Genomic DNA, 26,755 nt, shown 5'->3' with positions numbered 1-26,755 from the left:
CTCATTAGGCGATATTTATGAAAATTTTACATATTGATTCGAGTATTCTTGGCGAACAATCTATATCTCGGAAACTTGCGGCTACATTTATAGAGCGGTTGAATAAAGCAGATCATCAAAATGAAATTACTTATAGAGATATTGTCAAAGATCCTATAAGCCATTTAACAGGAGAAATCGCGGCAGGTTTTAGAAACTTAAATATAGATATTTCTGATCAAAATGTGGTTAAGGAACATCAGCTTTCCGATGAGTTGGTTGTCGAGTTCCTAAATAGTGAACTCATTATAATATCTGCCCCTATGTATAACTTTTCTATTCCTACTCAGTTAAAAGCATGGTTTGACCGAATTGCACAGGTTGGTAAGACATTTAAATATACAGAAAATGGCCCCGTAGGCTTATCAGAGGGGCGTCAAGTAGTAATTTTATCTGCAAGAGGAGGATTCTATTCAAAAGAGCCTCTCTCTCATATGGACTTTCAAGAAAAATACATCACAGCTTTTTTCAATTTTTTAGGTATTAAAGATATTCATTTTGTGAGAGCAGAGGGAACATCAAAAGGCCCAGCCATTAAAGATATTGAAATTCAAAAAGCTTTGTCGAGTATTGATGAAGTAATTAGCAACTTAAGTAAAAGAGAAGATTAATTATGCTTTCATGTATTACGTTAACTTATAAAGTTTCAGATGAGATCATTCGTAAGCATCTGGAAAGCCATAAAACATGGTTGAAGGAAAACATTGATTTGGGGCATTTTATCTTTGCTGGCCCCATCGAAAATGAAAATGCCGGATTTATTCTAAGTACGCTCGTTAATAAAGATCATCTTGAAGATGTTCTTAAGAGTGATCCATTCGTTGAATTTGATTTAGTCGAAATTGAAGTAAAAAAATTATCTTCTATTATTAGAAATAAAAACTTTCTCTTCTAATTGTAACTAGGATATTAGTAATTTACTTATCTATTTGGTAGTAGGTTAAACCATCGATTTAAGGCATTTTTACTTTTAAAAATGCAGCTTGATAAGGTCTGATAAATTAAATCTTGTTAAGCTGCACTAATAAATAATTTATATTTTCTAGATATCTATTAAGTTAAGGTTTCCAATAGCTTTAATTCATAATCAATTAGTCTAATAAATGTAATTAACAGAAATAAAAAATATCAACTAATTTTAAAAATAGTTAGATTACGTATAGTACGTCACAGATTTTAAAAATAACATTCAAATCATGCGTTTAGTATTTATTGACAGTGTGCAATATTAAGTTTTATAACTAAAAGATCCTGAAGCTGTTTCTTTAACCAGAACAGAAAAAACACAATATAAAGATGAATAGACATTAGAACAAAAAGTTAAGGAGAAGAAATGAAAGTCCTTAAATCCACATTATTTTCTCTTATGAGTATGCTGATAATAAATAGCGCAGATGCTGGAAATGCATCTACATCATTAAGGGTCAGTTTAACAATTATTGAAACGTGTGAAGTTTCTACACAAGGGAATTTAGATTTTGGTTCAGTGGTTCGTTCTCAGCCTGTTGCTGCTGCAAGAACGGATGTATCTGTGCAATGTAGTCAAAATACCCCGTATCAATTGGCGGTAACTTCAGACAATAACTTTGAACTTAAATCTGCTGCAAGTACCGCATCTGTTGCATATGTACTGTATCAAGATGCTGGCCATACTCAAATTTGGGGAGGGTCAGGAAGTAAAATACATTCAGGAATTGCGACAGGAATGAAAGAAAATATTCCTATTCATGGGGCAATTACATCGAGTACCAATGTTCAAGCCACCAAATATGAAGATTGGGTACGTGTGAACGTTGTGTATTAATAAAAGAAAATGTTGTTGGGCAACTCAGTTTTATGGACTGGGAATGGCAAATTGAAACTCTTAAGTCGACTACCAGTAAACCTAAGTTTAATGGGGGAGTTTGCACGTCTATAATTGCTTTTAACTATTGCACAATAAGACGTTTATTATTAATAATTTAACTTTTTAATAAGATTCTCTTTTATTTTTGGCCACTCTTCATCAATGATACTAAATCTGACAGAATTCCTTTTTCTTCCATCTGGCATAATTCTCTCATTTCTTACAACACCTTCCTTCTGGGCACCGAGTCTTAAAATCGCATTCTGTGATTTTTCATTGAGTACATCTGTTGTAAGCTGAACCCTGACGCAATTTAATTCCTCAAAGGCATATTTAAGAAGCAAATATTTTGCCTCTGTATTTGCGTATGTTCGCTGCCAAGATTTTGAGTACCAAGTACTTCCAATTTCTAACTTTAAATTTTTTCTGTCTATTTTCCAAAATCTTGTAGACCCAATGATTTTTCCTGTAGCGATATCTTCAACGGTAAAAGGAAGAACCACGCCCGCTTGGTAACCTTCTAGTGCATGGTGAATATAGTCGTCTATTGTCTCTGCTGAAGGTACGACAGTGAAAGGGAGGTTCCATAGCTCTCCGTCTGAAGCAGCGGCGACTAAATCTCTTGAATCTTCAAGCTTTAAAAGGCATAACCGAATACGATCACTTGAAAGTATGATGTTTGGGGTCATAACAGAGGTCCTGTCTGAAAGTTACCAACATAAAGAGATTTATCTAAATCTTATTTAAATCGACTATTTAGATCACTACTTGAAACTAACGTATTGAGTGAATGGAAGTGACCTGATTCGGCAATAGCACTCGCTGCTTTAATAAAACCATCCCACGCTGTACGAGCTAATGCTCCACCCAAGCTAATACGTCTTACACCCAAATCTGCAAGCTCTGCTGCTGTTAAATCACTATCCCAGCCAATTAAAACGTTTACTGGTTTTGGTGCAACAGCATTAACGATAGCAATAATTTGTTCACGTGTTTTAATGCCGGGTGCATATAGGCAGTCAGCACCAGCCTCTGAATATGCTTTTAACCTAAGAATAGTATCTTCTAAATCGGGCACACCAACGAAGAAGTTTTCTGCACGGCCTATAAGCATCGTATTCGTTCCGCTTTGATCAATCGCTATACGAGCTGCTCGGATTCTTTCAATTGCATCGGAGATATCTCGTAGTGGCTCCTCCATATTTCCAGTCGAATCCTCAATAGAAATACCAGCTATCCCTGTATCTAGTGCCATAAGAACATTTTCAATAACACCTTGTGTAGTATCTGAAAACCCACTTTCAAAATCAGCATTAATAGGGAGGTTGGTCGACTGAACCATGTAACGTAAATGTGCCAATGTTTCATCTCTGTCGAGTTGACCATCTGCTTTTCCGCAAGACCATGCATAGCCTGAGCTTGTTGTTGCAAGTGCTTTATAGCCGAGTTGTTCGAGTACCTTTGCGCTGCCTGCATCCCAAGGATTAGGTAAAATAAAACATCCATCTTTATGGAGATCACGGAAATTTTTTCTTTTCTCATCTACTGATGTTTTCATTATTTCGTACTCTTTTTAAATGGATGAGATTAAATTTAATAATCCAATCTTAAGCCCTAAAATATTTAACAAATCAAAAGCAACCGATACTCTCCATCTTTTTCAACAGGCGCTCGATGAACGCAAGGCAAAACCTTTTGAGTTGGATGATCTACAGCTAAACGCCAAATATGGCCCATGCCTAAATTTACAGGTTGAGCATTGGGTTTGGGCTGATAATGCAAATCAAAAAAATACTCTGCCAAGAAAGCTTCAAATTCAGCATCTGGGCCGTCATGTAATTCTTTGAGCTTTTCTCTAATTTCTGGAATTAAAACTTTTTGTTCAACCTGATCATTGGGCACAATATCACTGGCAGCGCCGTGATAGGTACATAAGAATGTATCGGTTTCAATTGGAGAGCGATCAACATGAAATGAATATACATCGGTTGAAATGAAGTCTAGCTCTTCATCACGCTCATAATGCTTAAGCAAATTAAGTACTGGCGATGCGCCGAAATCAGTTAACTGTTCGATATCTTCTAAAATAGTTTTCCTTGCCAGATTACCTTTTTCAGAAAGTTGTAGTGCTAAAAGGTCTTCAACAGAAACTTCTGTAATATTCTCTTTTAACTGAAGCGTATTCACAATCTCTTTAAAGTCGCCAACCAAATTTCTGTGCCAGCAAATCGCATTTGTCTCTCCTTGGAACCTTGTATTTACAAGTTCAGAGAAACTAGACACTGGTCTAATTTGTTTGCTGTCAGAAAACGCATTCTTCATAGGAGAATTAAATAAAATAATAGAGCATGTCTAATATTATAGCCTGAGCTTAGCCAAAAATATTCCATTCCAATTTATTAAGCCAGTTTAGTCTTACTTCAGAAGAATATTATTTGCCTCTGAAGTAAGGTCTTTAAAAGTCGAGTAATTTATTTACCACTCATATTTAACACCCACTCGGAAATTGGTCGGAGCGCCGTAATAGCTATTTGTGGTGCCTAAATGGTATTTCTCATTAAATAAGTTATTAACATTAAAGTTGAGCATTAGATTATTGTTGACCTTATAGCGTGCCATTAAGTCGACCAACGCGTAACTTTCTTGAGTAAACCGACCTGTTGCAGAGACCGCATTTTTTTCATAAATTTCGCTTTGCCAACGAATACCGCCACCAATGGTAAGAGCTTCATCAAGATAAGGCAGGGTGTAGGTAGTAAACAGTTTGGCTGTATTATTTGGCACACCGGTATTTAATCGGTTGTCTTGGCTATCTTTTGATAAGTTACGGCTAAAGCTTGTGGAAACTTGCCATAAATCAGCCAACTTACCTGTCGCCTCAATTTCAAAGCCGCGGCTTTTGGTGCCAGATTCTGTTCGATATGCTTGCGAACCATCTGGGGCAAATACATCTGCTAATGCAATCGCTGTATTGTCCTCTTTAGTTTCATAAATAGCAGCGCCAACATTTAATTGATTATCAAAAAACTCACCCTTAATACCCAGCTCGGTACTATTACCTATTAATGGGTCTATGTATTCGCCTGTAACAGCTTTCTTATCTTGTGGTGAAAAAATATTGGTGTAGCTTGCGTAAGCAGTCCAGTTGTCAGTGAAATCATAGGTAATACCTACATATGGAATCACCTTGCCACTTTCTTCTTGTGTTGTGTAGGTGGTCTTATTATCAGCATTTGAATGGTTGCCTGTTACGCGTTCCCAGTCTTCAATTCGAGTGCCTAAAATGACTGCAAGATTGTCGGTTGCTTTAAGACGAACAGCACCAAAAATAGATTGGCTACGATCATCTCCACTGTACCAACCGTCTATTTTTGTTTCGGGGCGGTTAGGTGTACTGCCATCCCAAGCAAAAATATTTTTTAGAGTTCCATCCCATGTCATTTTATCGTCAACTGTGTTATTCCAGCCCGAATAGGTAGGACGTTTATTTTTACTTTTTGTGTAAGTCGTGCCTAACACTACGTCATGAGTTTGATTAAACAAATCAAATGAACCGTTTAAGGTTAAATTGAACAAGTCTTGAGTAGGGCGATAATCCCAACGGGTTGCATACAACATCGCTCCACTACCAGTAGCTTTATCGATCCCTTCACTTGAGTAGGTATAGCCTACAATTTCATCTGAATCTGTAATGGTTCTAGACACCACACCTTTTAATTTCCAGCGGCCATTAAATTGGTGCTCAATATCGGCAAAGTAAGATGTCGTTGAGCGGTCTGAACCCGTCCAACTCGCTGCCGCTGAATCTGAGCGTGACCAGTTAATCGGTGTGCCATCTGTATAAAAGCTTGGTAAACCACCTCTAGCGATACCAGTCAAATCGATTTGTTGGTAACTTGCACCTAAACTTGCTTTGGTTTGTTCCGTTAAATCAGCTTCTACTACGGCATATGCCACTTTACGTTCTTCGTTGTAGCGGTCAATATAAGAGTCTGACTTTTGGTAGGCAAAAAGAGTACGACCACGAATACTTCCTGACTCATTAAGAGGCGTAGAAACATCAATATCGGTACGGTAAGAATTCCATGAACCAATATCCGCACTCACCGAAGCCTTAAAGTCCTGTAATGGTTTTTTTCGGACCAGATTAATACTTGCGCTTGCACTGCCAGCACCTGTCATTAACCCATTTGCACCTCGCACGACTTCGACACGATCAAATAAAGCCATGTCCTGACTCTGGAAAATACTTGCATATGAACTCATGAGCTTCACGCCATCGAGTAAATAGCTATCAACTTCTTTGCCGCGAGCGTAAATCGGTGAGTTATCACTACCAATATTGCCGCCTTGTTTAATAGAAAGACCTGCTGCTTGACTGACAACATCGGTTAATTGGGTGAGGTTCTGATCTTTCATTTGTTGATTGGTGATGACACTGACCAACTGAGGTGTTTCTTTCAAACTTAACGCTAAGCCAGTAGAGGCGGTGGTCGCTTTCGCCGTATATAAACCAGAACCTTCGGTTGTTAGATTTTCACCATGATCAGCATTAATATGAATTGTGGCTAAATGAGCCGTACCTGTTTCAGTGTCTGCCGTATCAAATTCGTTATTGTTATTTGCTTTTGTTTTAATGGCTTCTAACTGGAAAACTTTGGGTTCAATTGGAGCAGCGGGTGGAGCCTTCACTCGGATGCTGTAACCACCATTGTTTACTTTAACGGCTTCAAATGGATGACTTTGTAATAATAGACCTAAAGCATCTTCAACAGCGTAATTGCCTTGAAGTGCTTTGCTTTTTGTTTTTGAAAGACTGGCATTATCGTAGCTAATGATTGTGCCTGTTTGAATTGCCAGTTGTTTAATGGCCTGATCAAGCGTGCTCTGGCGAATTGAAATACTATAAGTTTGCGCAGCGTAAATAGACGTTGAGGTAAGCGCCGTGACCACCAATGGCGCACTCCATAGCACTGCACGTATAGCCAAAGCCAATTTACTTTTTGCTTGATAATCCTTCATGTGGTCTTCTCGACAGGGAGTGTATTTCTCTATAAGTCGAACCAGATCAAAAAAAGGGTCATATTTTTTTATCTTTTTTTAATATTTAACAAATAGGGACTGTAATAGTTCAGTTCAAGTTGATGGCTATAGGCTAAAGTTTCTAAGCTTTGCTCAGGGTTCTTTAGAGAAAATACGCCAGAAATTTTTATATTTTTTAATTCAGGGGCAAGATGGTAGGTTCCTTTTTTATAACGAAATAGTTCATCAAGCACTTTTTGAAGTGGCCATTGATCTACAACCAAAAGTTGTTGGGTCCAAAACGGTTGATCGTTATCGAGAAGAAGAGCTTTTGATATATATTTTTCATCAAAAAAAGCACGCTGACCTTGTCTTAAGATTTGGCGTTTAGCAGCGTTCTCTGGCTCAATGGCTACCGCATGTTTATAGACTTTAACTTTGGTTTGTTCGCTATTTTCTTGGCGAACGGTAAATTGAGTACCTAAGGCCTCTACTGAACCATTCTTGGTTTCGACAATAAATGGCCGATGTTGAGCATCCTTTGCCGTTTCAATATAAATTTCTCCATCAATCAGCTTTATCTGACGTTTCTCTTGCGTGAAATTTACATCGACATAGCAATCACTTGCCATAATCAGTTGAGAACCATCCTTTAACGATACTTTTTTAATTTCACCCACTTTGGTGTGGTAGTCCGACTGCCATTTTTCCAAAGGTACGAAATAGGCAGACAAGCCAACGATCATTAAACCTGAAAGGCTTAACAGCATATTGCGTTTTGCAGCAAGATTAAATTTTTGATTAGACTGAACTAAAGCTTCGGAAGGAAAGTTACCTGCAAGGTTTGATAAACCATGGCTAAATTTTTCCATTTGCTGGAGTGCCAGCTGGTGTTCTTTTTTTTCGGCTTTCCACTGATCAAATTGTTGTTGCTCTAATGCTGTCATTTCACCCGAATGTAGGAGTACCAACCAGTCTGCGGCTGCATCTAAAACATGAGGAGGAATTTTATTAATAGCTGACATACAGTAGAAATTTGAGCGCGTTGAAAGGGATTAATTATAGAGGTCTATACAAGCCAAAAAAGTGTGTTTCACATCTCTTTTCACAGTGGCTTCAGAAATATTCATTTTTTCACTAATTTCTCGATAAGTCATGCCGTCTAGTTGAGACATCAAAAAGACCTGAGCCGTGCGGGTAGGTAGTTTTTCTAATATTAAATGAACCTGATATAAGGTTTCTTGAATATAAACTTCATGTTCAGCAGAGGGATAATATTCTTCTGGAAGGTTCTGTAGGGCGTCTAGATATAGGTTTTCAATATGCTGACGGCGCCAATAGTCAATCATTACATGCTTGGCGATTCCCATAAGCCATGCCTGTGGTTCCTTAATTTTTTGAAAACAATATTCACTTTTTAAAGCACGATAAAACACTTCCTGACTCAGGTCTTCAGATTGATGATGGTGCTGAAGTTTGTGCTTAAACCACGATAAAAGTGTAGTTTGCTGAGAACGGTAGATTTGGCTAAACCATACTTGTTTATCTACATTTAAGTTCATAGCAGCGGAGTCCACAAAATTGGCAATGAGTAGCTCAATTAAACACAGATTTAAATTATTCTTAAATAGTAATGATAATTATTATTAATATCAATATTGAAAAACTATATATTTAAAAAATTTGATGCTCTAATTTTTCGCTATTTAGGGCCTGTACCTTAGTCGCAGACACATGTATTGTTAGGGGAGGATCCTTTAAAATTATAAGGTGTCTGATAAGCAACATCGTTCAATTAAATAACCAAACTATACCATCACGATAAAACAACAACAGTCTCAAGATGAGTCGTATAAATAACAAGGGAATAAAACATGAAGTTTTATTGGTGAATATTGAAGTGGGGTACCAATGATCAAGATGGGGGGCTATGAAGAAATATTTTACGGTTGATTTTATGATTGCTTAGTCTTACTTTAAAAAACGTCAGAAAAACTACCGTGCCATAAAGGGCCAACAACTTACAATTGCTGCTAAAGCAAATATCTTTATTTGCATTATTTTTTGCTTATTTTTTGATGTTGCTACAAATGACCGTCCGCAGGTAGCTCAATTTTTTTTACATGCTGGGGCGATATTGGGGTATTTAAATTACCGTAGAAATCCAAGCTTTTTACAAATCGTTTTAATTCTATTGTCGATTGGGTGCTTTATATTTTTTAGTGGCAGCTCTTTTAATCTTGATAGGGCTATACCTTTGCCCGAAGATTTTCTTAAACAAGTACCACATCTGAATAGTTCGGATTAGTTTCTGATTTCATTGGATGTTTTTCTTATTTTTTATGAGTTTTTAAAGTAAAAAAGAGAGCTAAAGCTCTCTTTTTTATTAACTTCGTTATGTTTGTTTATTGCGTATAGCCCAAGGCTTTTTAAATTAACTGGAAACTCAAGGATATTACTTTTTATCCAAAGAGATAGTTCCAGGACCAGTGAACGCTAATAAAATGAATCCCCCAATAATGCTTATATTTTTGTAAAAATTAATCATATTAGGATGAACGGCATCACCTGTCATATTCCAATAAGCATGGCCGATGATTGCAGTTCCTAGTGTGTATAAAGCAAAAATTAAAGCAACTGGACGGGTAAAGAAGCCAAGCACAATAAGAAGAGAACCACCTACTTCCATTGCTACAGCAATAGCGGCTGCAAGAACAGGGAGAGGGGTATGTAATGATTGCATGTAACCCACCGTTCCCTCAAACCCAATCAATTTTGGTATACCTGAGATGAGAAAAAGAGCAACTAGCAGTACACGTGCAAGTAATAATAAAATTGATCTGGCACTTTTTAGCTCAAAATATTGTAAGTTATTCATGTGAAATACACCTTATATGTATATTGTTGATAGTGTGATAGAGAGCACCTTTAATAGTTTTTGATAGTTCTAATTAGAGTGGTTGTACTCTTATAATTCTATATCGATAGCCGAATCAGCCCATACCAAACATGGTGTTCCTGAGTATGAGTATAGTATCACCTAGAATGTTTCACAATTGCATCCTCTGCACCTAATATCCTTGTCTTTAAAGAACTTCCTTATTTGTTTGCTTATGAGCAGTTCCGACCTATAAAACTGCAAATATATTATTTAGAATAAATTTAGATTAACTGGTGATATGTAATAACAACTAAACATTAATGATGAAAGATACGGATATTTATTAAACGGGTCACATCATGTCAAGCTTTAAAATAAATACACTTTTACTTTCTCTTATCTCTTGTTCGGTCTTTTTTACGGGGTGTAATGACAGCAATAGTTCAGATGATAATTCGGCAGCAAACCAAGAAATACCCACAGCGCCCAAGGGTGTAGGCTTTGAAGATACTGCTCCAGTTCCATCGAATATCACCACCATTGTAGATTCGTGGACGACCAATCAACGTGGTGATGCACGATATGCCACGGTTGAAACAAATGCTGGCGTACGTGTGCTGAGCGGCTTTTTAGATGTATGGACGCCTTCAAGTTTATTTGTAGATGCAGGCCAATCTGCTGAGGCAAGAGATGGTTTTTCAGCGGTAGTCGCATCAAACTGGACAGGTTTACCGGGCGACAGTACAGACGGTACAAAAAAGAATGCAGATGTATTGAACTACAACATTAACTATTCAATTCAAACCACGCATAAACGTACAGACGAAGAAGCTATACGTGCCTATTTAGATGACAGACGTGGAAAAAGTTATAGCGTAACGACAGGGATGGGAGCATTAACCGATCCGTGGAGAAAGCTCACTGGGCAGACCACCACAATCAACTCGGTGCCAGCCGATGCTGCACAAGTAAAATACGATGACAAAGGCAATAATAGTGGACTAACCACAGCCGATGGAAATGCTAACTTTGGAAAAGTCGTTGAATTTGTTCAAGTAATGGGGAATAACTCCTCGACGGAATCAGCAAAGCGTTTTTATAAATATGCTCGTCCGTGGCGCTGGAGTTCTGAAGTCATTGTTGTGCCTAGTTTAGAATCTGCAAAAAGTAGTACACCAGCAACTGACGGTGGTTTTCCAAGTGGGCACACCGCCGAAGCTGGTCGAAATGCCATTGCGATGGCGTATTTAGTGCCTCAGCGTTATCAGGAAATTATTGCTCGCGGTATGGACCTTGGTGATTCACGTATTATTGCGGGCATGCATTCAGCAATGGACGTGATTGGCGGACGACTTCAGTCGATTGCCGCAGATGTTGCAAACTTAAATGCCATGACTGTAGAGCAACGAAAAGAAGCTTATTTACAAGCTCAAACACAGCTCATGAAAGAGACCAATAGCTCAACGTTTGAATCATTTTATAGTTTGGCGAAAACACCTTATGATGCTAATGACCGTTTTGCCGATCTTGAAAAATTAAAACAGCAGGTTAATCACTGGATGACCTATGGTTTTAACCAAATTGGCGATAAAACAAAAATAGCAACAGTGCCAAAAGGCGCAGAGGTTTTATTGGAAACTCGACTTCCTTATTTAACTGCTGATCAGCGCCGTGTGGTTTTGAAATCAACTGCACTTGCTTCGGGTTATCCAGTCATGGATGACGTTGAAGGTTATGGTCGCTTAAACTTGTTTAAAGCTGGCGCAGGTTATGGCAGTTTCGATGGTGATGTTAATCTGACCATGGATGCGAGTTTAGGTGGCTTTAACCAATATGACCAATGGAGTAATGATATTACTGGTGCGGGTAAACTGACTAAATTAGGTACAGGAACTTTAGCACTGACAGGAAATAACTCGTTTGCTGGCGGTATTGATTTAAAACAAGGTGGTTTAGAAATATTGTCTGAGCATGGTGCAGGTCAAGGCGATATTTATATGCATGAAAATAGCCTATTAACAACCAACTCAGCTAAAACAGTTACCATTGTGGGTAATCTAACTCAGCTTGCAGGAACAATATTCAACATCACTTTCAAATCGAATGCACTTCCAGCAGCTCAGGTGGCAAATACACTTACCTTAAATGGAACATTGCAGCTCGTTTCAAAAGACAATTTAGCGGCAGGAACTTATACGGTGTTGTCGGCTAAAAAAGTTCAAGGTACCTATAAAAAAGTGACACTCAATGGCAAGGATATTACGCCAATCTATCAAAATAATAGCGTTAAGTTTACGGTGTCATAAGCGGAACTTGGATAACCAATATCCATACTTAAAAGTAAGCTAGGCCACTCCAAATGTTTAATTAAATAATTTTGAAGAGTGGCCCGACTAACCCAAATGTTTAAATGATGGAAATAAATCTATCTATATCTGAACTTTACCATAGATCGATTTTACCTTTTCGGGGCTAATTGCCAGCATGTGAATTGCGCCGTGAATCATTCCTTCTAACAAATGAAAGTTTACTTGAATACCTGCATCTCTCAATTTTTGAGCATATCTTTCACCATCATCCCGAACAGGGTCATATTCACACACAAAAATAGTCGCATCTGGCAGTCCATCTAAAGACTGCGCGAGTAACGGGCTGATAAGTTCATTCTGTTTTTCACTTTCATCTTGCACATATTGATCCCAGCAATAAACCATTGTGGGTGATTCCAAACCATAACCTTCGGCGTATTGGTTATAAGAATTGCTACTCATCGTGGCATCTAAGGCAGGGTAGAAAAGAAGTTGATGGCTTACCTTAATTTCTGGGTGTAGTTTTATCATTAGACATGCGGCGGCAGCTATATTTGCACCCGCACTATCTCCACCTACAGCCACGCGGTTTTGATCAATTCCAAATAGTGAAGCATTCTCATAGATATAGCGAAATGCCGTAAAAAAATCATTTAAAGGTGTTGGGAACTTAAACTCTGGAGCCAATCGATAGTCCACAGAAAATACAACTTGTTGAATGGTTTCTGCTAACAACCGACACGAGCGGTCCCATGCGTCTAAACTTCCCAGACACCAACCTCCACCATGTGCAAAAACTAAAGCAGGCCGTTGCTCAGCGTTTTCTAGAGAACAGGGAACATAAACACGAACTTCAATTTCGGCATCATCTGACACAGCAACATAAAAACTTTGTTGATAGCTTGCATCATGCTGAATGCCTTGCTGATCAATAATGTCTTTGTTTACTTGCTCCCTAAGTTCTTGTAACGAGTTTACAGCCTGCGTGGTAGGTCTGGATTTAAGCCAGCTTTCAATTTCAGCAAGTAGAGGCATCGCTTTTTTCCCGCTGCAAAAAATCTAAAATGAGCGAACTGAATATTTCTGACTGTTCTTCCATAATGAAATGTCCGCAGTCTTTTACAATTGCACTGGTTAAATGCGGTGAAACTTTTTTCATGGTTTCATAAGGCGCATTATCCGTGGCATGTTCAGCGCCTATGGCTAAAACTGGCATGTCTAAACTTTTAGTTTCTCTGATTTTATTTTGACGGATGGTCTCTGGAATAGAGCGGTAATAATTAAAACCTGCTGTTAAACGACCCGGAATTTTATAGGCTTCAATATAAGTTTCAGTCGCCACTTTATCTTTGTGCCATGACCATTTATCAAACATATAATTTAAATAAGTATCTTCGCGGCCCGCGATTAAGGCTTCGGGTAAGTCTCGGGTTTGGTTAAACATGAAATGCCAAAGAAAAATATTTTCACTCGGTTCAACAAAAATAGGTGGTGCGGGGGCTAAACCGGGAATCACTGCTTCTGTTACTGCAAGACGAGTCACTGACTTAGGAAAGTCTGATGCAAGTGCATAGGCAACCCACATGCCAATGTCGTGACCAATAACCGAATAAGTTGGATATTCAAGTTGAGTCATGAGCATTGATAAAATTTTAGCAATGCGCCCCGTATCGTAACTTCCATCCAGTGGAGCTGAATTTCCGGTTCCAGGTAAATCAATAGCGATGGCTTGATAACCTTGGTTTGCCAGTTCAATCATGACTTTGTGCCACGCGTACCATGTTTGTGGCCAACCCGGAATCAGTAATACTGCTGGACCTTCCCCTAAGGTGACGTAGTGTAATTTTTTGCTCTCGATGTGAATGTAATGATGTTGGAATTCGTTATGTGAGTTTTCATTGAATAGCTGAGTTTTCATGTTGAGTTCTCTTGCGGTTCCTTAAATCCCTAATAACTGATTAATTTGAGTCTGATTCACAGGGGCAGCCGCAAAGTCATCAAACACTTTATCGGTGACATGAATAATATTTTGCTTAATGAACTCGGCACCTTCGCGTGCGCCATCGTCCTTATTTTTGAGGCAACATTCCCACTCTAATGTGGCCCAGCCTTCGTAGTCGTAATGCGCTAACTTTGAAAAAATCGCTTTAAAGTCAACTTGACCATCACCCGTAGAACGGAATCGACCCGCTCGATTTCCCCAGTTTTGATAGCCGCTATACATTCCTTGACGGCCTGTTGGATTAAATTCGGCGTCTTTAACATGAAACATGCGAATGAAATCTTTATAGATATCGAGATATTCCACATAGTTCAGTTGCTGCAAAACAAAATGGCTCGGGTCAAAAAGAATATGGCAACGTGGGTGGTTGTGAGTCCGCTCTAAAAACATTTCAAATGTAATGCCGTCATGCAAATCTTCACCGGGGTGAATTTCGTAGCAAAGGTTGACGTCTTGTTCATCACAAGCATTCAAAATCGGAAGCCAGCGACGCGCTAATTCATCAAACGCCGTTTCGATGAGTCCTGACGGTCTTTGAGGAAATGGAAATACATAAGGCCATGCCAGCGAGCCTGAAAATGTTCCCATATCTTTAAGCCCTAGGCGGGCAGATGCTTGAATTGAAGCGAGCATTTGTTGTTTGGCCCACTCGGTTCTAGCTGCTGAATTACCATGTAAATGAGATGGGGCAAAGTTATCGCACATCGAGTCATAAGCAGGGTGCACAGCCATTAATTGCCCAAAAATATGAGTCGTTAACTCACTAATTTTTAAGCCATGATTGTTTAAAGTACCTAAGATTTCATCGCAATAACCTTGGCTTTCTGCTGCTAAATTGACATCAAATAAACGCTTATCCCAAGCAGGAAGTTGTACTGCTTCAAAGCCTTGGTTTGCTACCCAAGCAGCAATATCTTCTATACGGTTAAAAGGGAAAACATCATCACTAAATTGAGCAAGATGAATACTTGGACCTTTGATGGTTTTCATAATAAAACCTAATTAGTTGTCGATCGACAAACAATAGGCTTAATTTTGGATAAAAACAACTTTTTATTTGAAAATCAAAACAAAACGAAAGTATTTTGAATAAATCTCATTGATTTATTTGTGAAAATATTTTTTTCGAATAATAATAAAAAGAGGTACTAAATTGGATAAAGGGTCATTATGGCTGGCAGACCAAGAGAGTTTGATCGAGAAGAAGCCCTCGTAAAAGCGCGAGATTTCTTCTGGCTTCACGGCTATGAAGGCACATCAATGTCAGATTTAGTTGAAGTTTTGGGGATTGCCTCAGCTCGAATTTATAAAGCGTTTGGCTCAAAAGAGGCCTTGTTTAGAGAGGCTGTAAATCACTATGAAAAAAATGAAGGGAATTTCGCGCTAAATGCTTTAAAGCAAAAAAATATTAAGGATGCAATAAATCAATTATTTCAAGATGCACTATCGCTTTACACGCAAACCAACCATTCTTATGGGTGCATGGTGGTGTCAGCAGCGAGTGTACTAGGTGAAGAAAACCAAGCTGTTTTGGAATGGATGAAAGCACAGCGTATTGCTCGGGGCCAAAGTCTGGTCGAACGATTTGTTCAAGCAAAATCGGACGGTCAATTGGTCGCAGATGCAGACCCTAAAACTTTAGGGCAATATTACGCGCTCGTTCTTCATGGATTATCTGTTCAAGCAAGAGATGGATATTCGCAAGAAGAGCTTTCTCAGGTGATTCATTTTGCATTAAAAAATCTAGATCAATATGTTGTAAGCATTTAATTGATTCGGATTTTTTAATTAATGAAATCGTCATATAATGCTTAAAACATAAAGTTTATTATTTTTGAAATTAAAACGAAGATTGTGTCTAGAACAATCTTTCTAGCACATCACATTCTTTATTTTTCAAACATACGTTCAGACAAGAAATTAACAAATGCCCGAACTTTCGGAGAGGGATGTTTACTTGCAGGCCAGAGTACATTAAATACGCCAGTTCTATCGATAAACTCGGGTAATACTTGAACTAATTGATTGGTACTCAACAATTCCTTGATAGAAAAGTCAGGCAGGCAAGCAATTCCTCGACCTTTCAGCGCAAAACAAAGGCGTGTCTCAATATTATTACAGATCATCGATATCGGAAGTTGCAAGTCAGGTTCGTTTTCAGTGGTTTTTAAGGGCCATTTCTCAAGCTTGCCGCTATGAGAAAATCGATAATGTAAACAAGAGTGTTCTAATAAATCAGCAGGTACTATTGGAGTTCCGCATTGAGTTAAATAGGCTGGAGAGGCAACCAGTAATTGTCTAAAAGTCCCCAGTTTCAAAGCTTTTAAGCGTGAATCTGTTGGAATGCCTGTCCGAACAACAGCATCAAATCCTTCTTCAATCACATCGACCAAGCGGTCTGTAAAATCAAGATCTAATTCTATTTCTGGATATTCCTGCATAAAGTCACCCAGTACAGGTAATACCAGTGAGCTAACCAAGGGCAAACTTACACGTAACCGTCCTTTAGGAGACTTGATCGCTTGCGATAATTCCATTTCCGCTGCTTCAATTTCAGCCAGTATGCGTCGACTACGTTCTAAAAATAATATTCCTTCAGCAGTTAGATTAATACTACGTGTATTACGATGAAAAAGTCGTACACCAATCTTTTCTTCAAGGCGAATCAAGCTTTTACCAACAGCAGAAGCTGAGATTCCTAATGAGCGTCCCGCTGCCACAATGCTTCCAGTCTCAGCGATTTTAACGAATACGGTAAATCCATTCAGGCTATCCATTCTTTTCTCCTTATTACGGAACAAAACTTCCGTATAACAAGGAACTATAACCGACTTTTTCTTTAATAGGAGTCTTCCTAGTATATAAATCTCGAATATGAAAAGAAGTTTTTAATATGAATTCCAAAGCATTTGAATCAAGTACTACAGTTCCATCGACCTCTTTAAGCCTAGTTCAAAATGTTGTTCAAAAAGCTATAGACAATAACCAGTTAGTAGGGGCTGCGGTTATTGTGGCTCAACATGGAAAGGTTATACACAGTGAAGCATTAGGACTATCTGACCGAGAACAATTAATATCCATGACCATGGACACTGTCTTTCGCTTAGCGTCAGTGAGCAAGGTTATTGTTTCAACGGCTGCTTTAGTTTTAGTTGCTCAAAACAAACTGAGTTTAGATGAATCCATTCACCACCAATTGCCATATTTTCAGCCTAAATTAGAAAATGGAAAGTTTGTTCCAATTACTCTACGCCATCTTCTTAGTCATACGGCAGGCTTGGGCTATCGGTTTCTTGAACCAGATAGCGATGCCGCATATTCACAGGCAAATGTATCTGATGGCATGGATTCATCCAATATTAGTTTAGAAGAAAACGTACGTCGAATCGCTACCGTACCTTTACTCTATGAACCAGGGAAAGGATGGAGATATTCTTTGGCAACCGATGTATTAGGTGCATTAATTGAAAAAGCGTATGGCAAGCCTTTAGATCAAGCAGTTAAAGAATTAGTCACTGATCGATTGAAAATGAACAAGACTAGTTTCGCTGTACCAGACAACCAACATGTAGCAACTGCTTATGTGAGTGATCGTCCTGAACCTCATGTTTTATTAGAAGGAGAGGTAGTTTCACCATTTGAAGGATGTGTCGGAATTAATTTTAGTCCTCGCCGTATTTTTAATTCTCAATCATTTTTCTCTGGTGGTGCGGGCATGGCTGGAACCGTTGAGGATTTTTTTAGCTTATTAGAAGCTCTTCGTCAGGAAGACTCATTATTTTTACCTCCTGAATTAATTGATGAAATGACAAGAGATCAAACGGGTGGTTATGAGTTACCAAATGCACCGGGCTTTGGTTTTGGTCTCGGTTTTTCAGTACTCAGAAACGCTCAGCAAGCACTATCACCAGAGTCAGAGGGAACATGGCGTTGGGGAGGAGCCTACGGTCATTCATGGTTTGTCGATAAAAAACATAATCTGACTGTGATTGCATTTACAAACACACTTTATGAAGGCATGTCTGGAAAATTTGTCACAGATCTGCGTGATGCAGTTTATAAAGTGATAGGAGTTGTCGAATGAGCAGCTCACATTCAAATGATCGGTTGCCAATCGTTCCCTTACTCATCCTCGCTATGGGAGCGTTTGTTACGATCTTGACAGAAGCTTTACCTGCGGGGTTATTACCTCAATTAGCTTTGGGTTTAAATATCTCTGAATCCTTAGCGGGACAAACCATCACCATATATGCAATTGGGTCTTTATTAACAGCCATTCCATTAACGAATGCTACCCAAACTGTTCGACGTAAACCCTTATTACTCATTGCTCTAGCGGGTTTTGCTCTTACAAATCTAATTACAACGCTATCAACCAGTTATCTTTTAACAATGGTTGCTCGATTTTTGGCAGGTGTTTCAGCAGGATTACTTTGGGCTTTGCTCGCTGGATATGCAACGCGAATGGCGCCAGCACACTTAAAAGGGCGTGCGATCGCGATAGCAATGTTAGGAACACCATTGGCTTTATCGCTCGGTGTGCCAGCAGGGACTTACCTTGGTCAATTGTTCGGTTGGCGAATGGCTTTTGGTGTTATGAGTATTTTTGCGATTATTTTAGTAGTGTGGGGGAGCCTCACACTACCTGACTTTGAGGGGCAGGCTAAAGATAAACACATCTCTTTAAAACAGGTATTCATCTTACCCGGTGTCAGACCCATATTATTTACGGTTTTAAGCTTTGTGCTTGCTCATAATCTTCTATATACCTACATCGCTCCGTTTTTAACACTTGCTGATTTAGCTAAAAATACGGACATTATTTTACTGATATTCGGCTGTTTATCATTATTCAGCATCTTTATTACAGGTGTGTTGATTGACAAATATTCACGCCTCTTAACGCTCTATAGCATTATATTATTTGGCGTTTCGGCCCTTTTACTAGCAGTTTTGGGTAATCAAGCGGTTCCTGTTTATGTGGCAATTTCAATTTGGGGCGTCGCGTTTGGTGGTGCTGCAACATTGTTTCAAACGGCCTTGGCGAAAACGACAAATGAGATGGCTGATATTGCTCAATCCATGTTAGTCACGGTTTGGAATATCGCGATTGCTGGCGGGGGAATTATCGGTGGCTTTTTACTGAGTAATTTTGGAGTGCATACTTTTCCTTTCGTTATTTTAATATTGTTAGCTTTTACATTTATTGTCGTTTGGCGGGCAAAGCAATATGGGTTCCGCTAAAACGATATATTTCACTATAAAATCCAGAGGGTAACGGGTCATTTAATTTTTATTAACTATATTTAATTAAGCTTTTACTTAAATATGTAATTTAATGAAAAACAATAATTATTTAAATATTTTCTAGACAATTTCACATTGACACCTCAAATATTGAAGATTACCATTTGTCTGCTGGCCTACATTGCCAGTCGGTCGTCGCGGACCGTCCCTTAGGAGCATTAAAGGTTTATACTTTTAGTGTTTAGTTACTCGTGCCCCCTCTGCGGTGGAACGGGAGGGGGACACCTTTGGGTGTGCTGGAGTCTTAAGGCCAGTCCGCGAACCCCCTTTCGTTCTGCCACCATAATTTTAATGTCTGGCAGAACTCCCAATAAAAAGGAGTTGGCTTTGCACATTCATTATTTCTTGGCAGCTTTTGCCAAAAGCTATAACGACACAACTTAAAATTTTAGAGCAGTTTGATGGCTATTCGGCTTTTCAGACTTTAATTCACTGCGCCTAAAAACTTAATCAACAATAAAACTTGAGATGTGCCAAGCACAGTCTTTATAGGCTTTGCTATGCCTTTTTTTCTCCCAAAACGGCATCGGTTTTTATATCTCATTTATATACAACAATAATTTTTTATAACGGTAAAACTATGCCACATATAGATCTTTCATTTCGTGCTTTAAGCGTACTGCACACTTCCCGCTATCTTTTTAATAAACACGGCTTTCACAATGTCGGGGTAGACCGAATTGTTGAGTCAGCAAAAATCCCAAAAGCGACTTTTTATAACTACTTTCACTCAAAAGAAAGGCTAATTCAAATGAGCTTAACCTTTCAAACAGATGGACTTAAACATGAGGTCATGTCGATTATTAATGTTCAAAAAGAATTAACCTTAGTTGAAAAACTACGCAAGCTTTACTTTTTACACGCCGATTTAGAGGGACTTTACCATTTACCTTTTAAAGCTATTTTTGAAATTGCGAAAACACATCCAAAGGCCTATCAGACCGTAGTTGACTATCGAAATTGGTTTATTAATGAAATCTATAAACTGCTTTTAACAACGAATGAAAATGCTTCAAAACAAGATGCACACATGTTTTTGTTTGTGATTGATGGAGCAATGGTTCAGCTTTTAGACCCCAATAAACCAGATGAAAGAAAGCGGTTGCTTGAGTATTTTTTGTTGGGGTTTGGGTGAAGGGAAGGAGGCTGAATTACAATTTTTTGATTTAATCTAAAACAAGAAGTAAAGTGTGCCTCACAAGATATTAAATAAAATGCATAGATTATTATGAATATTATAAAAGGTACTAATTTCTGGAGATTACTTTCTATTATATTATTCTTTATAATTTTTCTGGGATTGTACTATTTTTTTATTGTATATCCTAAGCATACAGAAAGAAATAGAATTCAAGTTGGCGAAGAAATCTTATCGTCCTTCTTTTGGTTAGATCTAGCTGAGGATAGTGAAATTCATAGTCTTATTTTAAAACAAGGACTAGAATTAAACCCCCTTAATGATGAGATATATATTAAAGATTTAAAGGTTTTGAATTTATTTTATAGTTGGAATAATAGGCATACAGAAATGAAATATATACTGAATAAATATTCAGACTACCCATCTTTTGATAAAGATGCTATTCGAGGATTATGTTTAAAGCTTATGTTTGTACAACAATATAATCAAAAAATTAAGCAGAAAAATTATTCTTCACCAAGGCTGTTGGCTTTAAAAAATATCAATCAACGTTATCTGGAAATTATATCTCCATGGTTAGGTGACATGAAAGCTTTTGACGACTTTTATAAAGCTAAAAACATGATTCCAAATTGTAAAATATAGATATGGCTTCTAAAAATTTTCTTTCTATGCTTGCACGGAAAAGTAAGGAGAACAAAGGAAATATAGCTATATGTTCTATTCTTTTTATTATTCCTTTATTTGTATTTCCTACTTATCCTAAAAATGAATGGCAGTACGAGCTATATCAATACATCACACAAACTATGCATGTGACTGTTGGTACGAAAGGCCCATTACCGTTTTTTACGATTCTTTATAGCCTTTACATAACCCTAGTCATGTTCTTTGTTGGTTGTGTTATCTGCTATTTTTTTGTTAAAAAATATGGGGTTAATAAATATTATCAAGAGGAAATTTATAAAATATTTTTTAAAGCTGAATTTGAATCTTCAAAAAAATACCCTTGGTTAGAGAAACCTTTGATCAAAAAGACATTAGTCTCAAGTTTATTTGCCCTATGTTTTATTATCGGAATTTTTCACTTTATTGAGGATGATATTACTCAGCAAAGGCCCAGACGTAGAGGTGGGCTTATAGTACTTGGGTATAATTACAGAGCGGGAGTGATGATATGGGAAATCATCATAACTGCATTTAGTATATTTCCTATTTTTTATTTTGGTCTTTTATTTCTATATATCATTAATTATTTTTTTCGCGGGTTCGGTACGGGTAAGGTCGCTATTCCAATAAAAGTGCCAAACAAAAAACAAAAGCGAAGTAGAAAGATATGATATTTCTCTTTTAATGAATGCAGCAAATTTCACTTAATCTATCAAAAAATGTGACAGAATCTAACTTTTTATATTGTGTAAATACCGCTATCTTGATTGGGCTTGAACACAACATCTTAAAGTGTTCCTCTTTTAGTTAGATTTTTAGGTATTTAAAAAATGAATAAAATGCACGTAACTTTAGCGGTAATTATTGGCTTAATTGTTGGCGGTGTAATAGGCGCTCTAGGTTACTCTAAAACTGCTGCACGTTATGACGCGATGACTACAGCCTGTGTCATGGTAAACCAAGCCGTTGAACATGGCATCTTGAAACCTGAACAGGTAAAAGAGCTAGGTGAGTTAACAGGCCAAAGCCTTAAAAAAGATTATGAGTCAGTTGCATCTAAATTCAAGTTCTCTGAAAAGCAGTTAGGTAACGCATCTGAAGGTTCTAATTGTAGTCAGTTTATTGTTGGGGTAAATGCCGCAAAATAACCTATAGGAAGCCCACAATCTGTGGGCTTTTTTATGAAGCCATGAAGATAAGCGAAAAGATCAACTGAACATATTGTCTACAGACTGCTATAATAATGATCACCAAAAAATCTAATCTATAAGCTTGCTCTAAAGGCAGGCTTTTTATATGTGCAAGCAAATCTGCTAGGAAATATGAAACGTTATTTAAAACCAACTCAATTAACCACTTCCACTTGGACCACAGAGCAAGACTGCTTCTTGATCGAAAATAACTTTCTTTCAATTCAGGAACTCATCGAACAGTTACCTTTTTCTGAAGAAGAGATACGAGTGCGCCGAGCTGTTCTTGGTTTAGTTCGACGAGATAAGCAAATGAAAACATATTAATTTTACCAAATGATAAAAAATAATATGAAAGTAAATATTTCTAATTATCTCTATTCAACCATTCATTTTGCGGATGAGTTATCAAAACCATAATTTTTTTCGGTGTTTATTTGGTGTAAATTACACAAGTAGCCAACTACTTACAAACAACTCTAATAAGGATACCTTTAATTACACTACTTTAAGCATAATCAAAGGCAGAAAACATTCATAGATCAGCACTTTATAACAATAGTACGGAGAGAGAGGTTAATGCCAAAGTATCTAGCTGTAGCCGAAAAGGTTTATAAAAATATTAAAAAAGATAGCTTATTCACTGATGACATTACTCAGAACCTTAACTGTTTAATTAGTCAGATTCGAAAAGCCATCAAAGGAACAGAGTTTAAGCTCAAATACAATTATATAGACTTTGAAGAAAACTTAACTAAACCGTTAAGTGAGTGCAAGGTCCAGATTGATTTGAGTGTTATGCCGAAGTTCGCAAATGAAGGTGAGTATCTTCTTTGGTTAGCTGGTTTTATCGAGCGAATCACTGAAGGGGGAAAACCTAAATTACCGCCAATTTCGCACTTTTTACCACCAGGTTTTAAGATGTCGAAAGATGCGTTTCCTGTGACTGTTGCTCCTGTAAAAGAAGAGCATGCAGACATGATTATCAATTATTTCAAATCTGAGGATTTTATTAAAACTAATAAAACTCCTTCATAAAAGAATATAGAAGTGAACGTCCACCTTGCTTCTATATACTGCTGGTTTTAAAGTTCAGCGACCGCCTTCTGGGGCGGTTTTTTTTAATTAAAAATAGAGACTGAGTTAACTTTTATTTTTGTGCAAAGGCGTATTTACGAGAATATTAAATGTATATAAATATACTCGGGATTAACTAATTTTTATATATAACAATATTTTAGCTGTATTCTTTAATAAAGAAAAATATACGTTTTTCACATAAACAACGTGTCTAGTAACGCAATTAAACATTTAGCTGTTCATAATCTTTAAAAAAAGAGAGATGAATGATATGAATGAAAATGCCGAGCTTATAAAATATATAGACGTTGCCGAGAATGTCTATGAACATGTCTATGAAAATAACCAAGTTTCAAATGATTTGATTGTTAACCTTAACCGGATTATGGCGGAAATTAAAAAGCAGGCCGAAGAAAAAGACCTGAGGTTGAAATATAAATCGATCGACTTTGAATATTGTTTGAGCCTACCTTTGGCAGATAGAGATATAAAAATTGATCTGAGTTTGATTCCTCACTTTGAACACCGCGATGAGTGTATTTTATGGTTAACTAACTTTATTGGAAAAATTAGTGTGCCTAAAAAGATGATGAGGCAAAAACTGAGTTATCACTAATTTAGTCTTAAAATAAATTCAATTTCTATTGTTGTGGATACGGCGGGTATAAAAGCAAGATTTTAGAAGCATGAAATAACTCATATTTAAAAATTATTTTTGATGAGATTAAATATACATAATTTAGATTTTGATTTTCTTATGCTTCTTTTTAAATGTATGAACCGTTTTAAAATTTAAAAAGTTTATCTTAATGATTTTTGGTTTGAGCTAATACTTTACCCATAAAATGAGCGATCTCATCTAAAGCTAGATCTGATTTTTTAATAAAGCGATTAAACATTTGGAAGTTGTGCCACATATTTTCATAGATAGAGAGTTCTGTGGTGACATCGAAATCTTGCGCACGCTTAGCCAGCTTAATTGCATCATCAACTAAAATTTCTTCACTACCAGCTTGAATTAATAAAGGTGGAAGATTTTTAAGATTAGCAAAAAGTGGGGAGATCAGTGGGTCATCCGCTCTAAATTCACCCCGATAACCGTCACCTCCGCGTTTTAAAGCATAGCTTTTTATCATTGGGTCTCGTTTGATATTGTTGCGTACCGAAGGTGACCTCAAAGTAATATCTACATAAGGAGATATCATGATTATTCCTGCGGGTAATTCCTGTTGAGTATCTCTCAGCTCAATGGCCAAAGCTAATGCTAAAGCACATCCACCAGAGTCTCCTCCTAGAAAAATTTGTTTAGGTTCCCAGCCTTCTTTTATTAAATATTGATAGAAAGATTTCACATCATTTAACGCGGCAGGATAGGGATGTTCAGGGGCACGTCGATAATCAAGCATATAAACTTTTACGTTGGCCCTTGCTGCAAACTCAGAAGACAAAGCTCGATGTGTTCTTGACGAGCCAGCAAAAAAAGCACCTCCATGGCAATGCAATAAAACACCTTGAACTTGTGCGTTGGGCAATGCAGTTTCAGCCTTAATTTTATTAAAGCTGAGGGGGGCTTTAATTTCGATTTTATTAATTTTTACATCTGTTCTAGGTTTGAAAATGGATGAACCAAACTCCATTGCTCCACGTAAAATAGGGAACGGTAAAGGTAAGCCGCTTGCTAGTTTGAAGCTTAAGCGTAAACCAGCTTTTACAACAGATTCGGATATTTGATCAACTATATTTTGTTTCATGGAAATTTCCTTTTCCAGCTTTAACTTGCTTTTTGAGCTTTAGTAAATTGAGAATTTCTTTTGAATGAGATTGTATAATCCCCAAGATTACATTTAGCCAAACGCGCTCTCATTTCAAATGTGGTCCATGGCCACAAAGTACTATTGCACCCATTTTGATCAATAAAATAACTGCTACACCCACCCGTATTCCAAACCGTATTTTTCAATGCAGCTTGTACTTCATCGTTATATTTATCTAAAACTTCTTTACGAATTTCGATGGTAGCAATCTCGTCTTTACGGACTTTTTTAAGTGTGTCGATGATATAGGCCAGCTGAGCCTCAATGATAATGAGAGCAGATGAGCTAACGGCAATATTGGGTCCAAACATGACAAAAGCATTTGGACAACCTTCAACAACCGTTCCCAAATAGCCTTTAGCACTTCCTTGCCATACTTCATCCATTCTTTTGCCGTCTTTATTTCGGATTTGTTTTGCAATTGGAGGATTACTGACTTCAAATCCTGTACCAAAGATAATGGCGTCTACTTCATGTTTTGTTCCATCACTAGCGATTAAAATATTGCCTTGTACTTCTTTAACTCCACTACGCAAGACATTTACATTCGGTTGAGATAATGCCGGATACCAACGATTTGACTGTAAAATTCGCTTACAGCCAATTGTAAAATCGGGGAGTAGTTTCTCCCGTAATACAGGATCTTTAACTCCTAATTTAATATTCAATTTTGCTAATCTTTCAATTTGCTCAACAAGTTTAGGATGATGCATACTCGAATTTAGCGATTCAAAAATTCCGTACACTCCATAGCGTGTAAGCTTTTGGGTAATTGGAATAAATTTAAATAGTGTATGCGCAAATTTGGGTAAGGTCTGGTCCATCTTTGGAAGAACCCATTGAGGTGTACGTTGAAACAAAACTAGCTTTTCAACTTTAGATTGTATTTCTGGCACAAATTGAATTGCTGAAGCACCTGCACCAATCACTGCTACCTTTTTTCCAGTTAAATCAAAATTATGGTTCCATTCAGCAGAGTGAAAGCTCACGCCCTCAAACGTTTTAATACCCTCAATTTTTGGAAGTACTGGCTCATGCATTGGACCACCAGCCATAATCACAAATTGAGCGTGAATAGGACCGTTATTTGTATTTATAACCCAATGTTTAGCTTGAGAGTCCCAAGCACTTTCAAGCATTTCATAACCGAAGCGGACATATTTTTCGACATCAAATTTTTTAGCTACATCTTGAATGTATTCTTTAATTTCTTGTTGAGGTGCAAATACACGGCTCCATTTAGGATTAGGTACAAATGAATAGGAATATAACGCGGAAGGCACATCACATGCGCAGCCAGGATAGGTGTTTGCTCTCCATACACCGCCAATTTCATGTGCTTTTTCTAATACGACAAAATCAGTAAAGCCAGCTTCTTGTAATTTGATAGCAGCCCCAAGTCCTGCAAAACCAGCCCCAATAATAACGACTTGGAATTTTTCTGTGTTAGTCATC

At 37.5% G+C, this 26,755-nt stretch carries 27 protein-coding genes and 1 pseudogene; 15 read left to right on the top strand and 13 right to left on the bottom strand.

The window, feature by feature from the left end; genetic code table 11:
• Window positions 1–17 precede the first annotated feature (17 nt).
• The 3 genes from F935_RS09060 (at window position 18) to F935_RS09050 (ending at window position 1,843) form a co-directional block, all read left to right on the top strand.
• A complete protein-coding gene (locus F935_RS09060) occupies window positions 18–650 on the top strand; it encodes an FMN-dependent NADH-azoreductase (RefSeq protein ID WP_016138653.1) in 633 nt (210 codons plus the stop codon).
• Window positions 651–652: 2 nt separating this feature from the next.
• The gene (locus F935_RS09055) at window positions 653–934 is read left to right on the top strand and encodes a YciI family protein (RefSeq protein WP_016138652.1); all 282 of its coding nucleotides are present in this window, start codon (window positions 653–655) and stop codon (window positions 932–934) included.
• Between the two features lie 438 nt (window positions 935–1,372).
• Window positions 1,373–1,843 (top strand): Csu type fimbrial protein, encoded by a 471-nt coding sequence (locus F935_RS09050; protein WP_016138651.1) that lies wholly within the window; start codon window positions 1,373–1,375, stop codon window positions 1,841–1,843.
• A 149-nt stretch (window positions 1,844–1,992) separates the two neighbouring features.
• Here the strand turns inward: F935_RS09050 and F935_RS09045 are convergent, their stop codons facing one another.
• From F935_RS09045 to F935_RS09020, 6 genes are all read right to left on the bottom strand, one after another.
• The gene (locus tag F935_RS09045; protein WP_016138650.1) at window positions 1,993–2,574 is read right to left on the bottom strand and encodes a GNAT family N-acetyltransferase; all 582 of its coding nucleotides are present in this window, start codon (window positions 2,572–2,574) and stop codon (window positions 1,993–1,995) included.
• 50 nt (window positions 2,575–2,624) lie between these two features.
• Complete coding sequence (locus F935_RS09040) at window positions 2,625–3,443, bottom strand: isocitrate lyase/PEP mutase family protein (protein ID WP_016138649.1); 819 nt, start codon at window positions 3,441–3,443, stop codon at window positions 2,625–2,627.
• 65 nt (window positions 3,444–3,508) lie between these two features.
• Entirely contained in the window at window positions 3,509–4,207 is a 699-nt protein-coding gene (locus tag F935_RS09035; RefSeq protein WP_016138648.1) for a DUF1826 domain-containing protein, read from the bottom strand.
• Between the two features lie 153 nt (window positions 4,208–4,360).
• Entirely contained in the window at window positions 4,361–6,907 is a 2,547-nt protein-coding gene (locus F935_RS19060; RefSeq protein ID WP_016138647.1) for a TonB-dependent siderophore receptor, read from the bottom strand.
• Window positions 6,908–6,975: 68 nt separating this feature from the next.
• On the bottom strand, window positions 6,976–7,932 hold the full coding sequence (locus F935_RS09025) for a FecR domain-containing protein (RefSeq protein ID WP_016138646.1): 957 nt from the start codon (window positions 7,930–7,932) through the stop codon (window positions 6,976–6,978).
• A 30-nt stretch (window positions 7,933–7,962) separates the two neighbouring features.
• Window positions 7,963–8,469: a sigma-70 family RNA polymerase sigma factor gene (locus tag F935_RS09020; protein ID WP_016138645.1), complete on the bottom strand. Its 507-nt coding sequence runs from the start codon at window positions 8,467–8,469 to the stop codon at window positions 7,963–7,965.
• Window positions 8,470–8,912: 443 nt separating this feature from the next.
• Here F935_RS09020 and F935_RS18375 point away from each other — a divergent pair.
• A pseudogene (locus F935_RS18375) lies at window positions 8,913–9,176 on the top strand (hypothetical protein); the annotation flags it as partial.
• 186 nt (window positions 9,177–9,362) lie between these two features.
• Here the strand turns inward: F935_RS18375 and F935_RS09015 are convergent.
• Window positions 9,363–9,785: a DoxX family protein gene (locus F935_RS09015; RefSeq protein ID WP_016138644.1), complete on the bottom strand. Its 423-nt coding sequence runs from the start codon at window positions 9,783–9,785 to the stop codon at window positions 9,363–9,365.
• A 362-nt stretch (window positions 9,786–10,147) separates the two neighbouring features.
• Between F935_RS09015 and F935_RS09010 the strand changes: the two genes are divergently transcribed.
• Entirely contained in the window at window positions 10,148–12,094 is a 1,947-nt protein-coding gene (locus F935_RS09010) for a phosphatase PAP2 family protein (RefSeq protein WP_016138643.1), read from the top strand.
• Window positions 12,095–12,217: 123 nt separating this feature from the next.
• Here the strand turns inward: F935_RS09010 and F935_RS09005 are convergent, their stop codons facing one another.
• The 3 genes from F935_RS09005 to F935_RS08995 are packed head-to-tail and all read right to left on the bottom strand — an operon-like array spanning window position 12,218 to window position 15,089.
• On the bottom strand, window positions 12,218–13,132 hold the full coding sequence (locus tag F935_RS09005) for an alpha/beta hydrolase (RefSeq protein WP_016138642.1): 915 nt from the start codon (window positions 13,130–13,132) through the stop codon (window positions 12,218–12,220).
• Complete coding sequence (locus F935_RS09000; protein ID WP_016138641.1) at window positions 13,116–14,015, bottom strand: alpha/beta fold hydrolase; 900 nt, start codon at window positions 14,013–14,015, stop codon at window positions 13,116–13,118. Before F935_RS09000 ends, F935_RS09005 begins: the two co-directional genes overlap by 17 nt.
• Window positions 14,016–14,036: 21 nt before the next feature.
• Window positions 14,037–15,089 (bottom strand): sugar phosphate isomerase/epimerase family protein, encoded by a 1,053-nt coding sequence (locus tag F935_RS08995; RefSeq protein ID WP_016138640.1) that lies wholly within the window; start codon window positions 15,087–15,089, stop codon window positions 14,037–14,039.
• Between the two features lie 180 nt (window positions 15,090–15,269).
• Here F935_RS08995 and F935_RS08990 point away from each other — a divergent pair, with 180 nt between their 5' ends.
• Entirely contained in the window at window positions 15,270–15,869 is a 600-nt protein-coding gene (locus tag F935_RS08990) for a TetR/AcrR family transcriptional regulator (protein ID WP_016138639.1), read from the top strand.
• A 119-nt stretch (window positions 15,870–15,988) separates the two neighbouring features.
• On the opposite strand, the gene F935_RS08985 is transcribed toward F935_RS08990, so the two are convergent.
• Window positions 15,989–16,876 (bottom strand): LysR family transcriptional regulator, encoded by an 888-nt coding sequence (locus tag F935_RS08985; protein WP_016138638.1) that lies wholly within the window; start codon window positions 16,874–16,876, stop codon window positions 15,989–15,991.
• Between the two features lie 116 nt (window positions 16,877–16,992).
• Between F935_RS08985 and F935_RS08980 the strand changes: the two genes are divergently transcribed.
• The 9 genes from F935_RS08980 (at window position 16,993) to F935_RS08940 (ending at window position 24,102) form a co-directional block, all read left to right on the top strand.
• Window positions 16,993–18,183, top strand: coding sequence for a serine hydrolase domain-containing protein (locus F935_RS08980; RefSeq protein WP_016138637.1), 1,191 nt, complete (start codon window positions 16,993–16,995; stop codon window positions 18,181–18,183).
• Window positions 18,180–19,343 (top strand): MFS transporter, encoded by a 1,164-nt coding sequence (locus F935_RS08975; protein ID WP_016138636.1) that lies wholly within the window; start codon window positions 18,180–18,182, stop codon window positions 19,341–19,343. The genes F935_RS08980 and F935_RS08975 overlap by 4 nt, the downstream gene beginning before the upstream one ends.
• Window positions 19,344–19,986: 643 nt before the next feature.
• A complete protein-coding gene (locus F935_RS08970) occupies window positions 19,987–20,541 on the top strand; it encodes a TetR/AcrR family transcriptional regulator (protein ID WP_016138635.1) in 555 nt (184 codons plus the stop codon).
• A gap of 93 nt (window positions 20,542–20,634) precedes the next feature.
• The gene (locus tag F935_RS08965; RefSeq protein WP_016138634.1) at window positions 20,635–21,192 is read left to right on the top strand and encodes a hypothetical protein; all 558 of its coding nucleotides are present in this window, start codon (window positions 20,635–20,637) and stop codon (window positions 21,190–21,192) included.
• 2 nt (window positions 21,193–21,194) lie between these two features.
• Entirely contained in the window at window positions 21,195–21,887 is a 693-nt protein-coding gene (locus F935_RS08960) for a hypothetical protein (protein WP_016138633.1), read from the top strand.
• Between the two features lie 159 nt (window positions 21,888–22,046).
• Window positions 22,047–22,364 carry a hypothetical protein gene (locus F935_RS08955; protein WP_005041709.1) on the top strand — a complete coding sequence of 106 codons (318 nt, stop codon included), beginning with the start codon at window positions 22,047–22,049 and terminating at the stop codon, window positions 22,362–22,364.
• Between the two features lie 174 nt (window positions 22,365–22,538).
• Entirely contained in the window at window positions 22,539–22,733 is a 195-nt protein-coding gene (locus tag F935_RS08950) for a hypothetical protein (RefSeq protein WP_035366190.1), read from the top strand.
• Between the two features lie 252 nt (window positions 22,734–22,985).
• The gene (locus F935_RS08945) at window positions 22,986–23,444 is read left to right on the top strand and encodes a hypothetical protein (RefSeq protein WP_016138631.1); all 459 of its coding nucleotides are present in this window, start codon (window positions 22,986–22,988) and stop codon (window positions 23,442–23,444) included.
• Window positions 23,445–23,757: 313 nt separating this feature from the next.
• Window positions 23,758–24,102, top strand: coding sequence for a hypothetical protein (locus tag F935_RS08940; protein ID WP_016138630.1), 345 nt, complete (start codon window positions 23,758–23,760; stop codon window positions 24,100–24,102).
• 190 nt (window positions 24,103–24,292) lie between these two features.
• Here F935_RS08940 and F935_RS08935 read toward each other — a convergent pair whose 3' ends face one another.
• Together F935_RS08935 and F935_RS08930 are read right to left on the bottom strand one after the other, a co-directional pair.
• Window positions 24,293–25,237: an alpha/beta hydrolase gene (locus tag F935_RS08935; RefSeq protein WP_016138629.1), complete on the bottom strand. Its 945-nt coding sequence runs from the start codon at window positions 25,235–25,237 to the stop codon at window positions 24,293–24,295.
• Between the two features lie 20 nt (window positions 25,238–25,257).
• Complete coding sequence (locus F935_RS08930) at window positions 25,258–26,754, bottom strand: flavin-containing monooxygenase (RefSeq protein ID WP_035366188.1); 1,497 nt, start codon at window positions 26,752–26,754, stop codon at window positions 25,258–25,260.
• Window position 26,755 lies beyond the last annotated feature (1 nt).

It is taken from the genome of Acinetobacter calcoaceticus ANC 3811 (assembly GCF_000399665.1).
In the GTDB taxonomy this organism is placed as follows: Bacteria; Pseudomonadota; Gammaproteobacteria; order Pseudomonadales; family Moraxellaceae; genus Acinetobacter; species Acinetobacter calcoaceticus_B.
The sequence above is the reverse complement of the archived record's forward strand: the minus strand, read 5'-3'. Positions and strand labels throughout refer to the sequence as shown.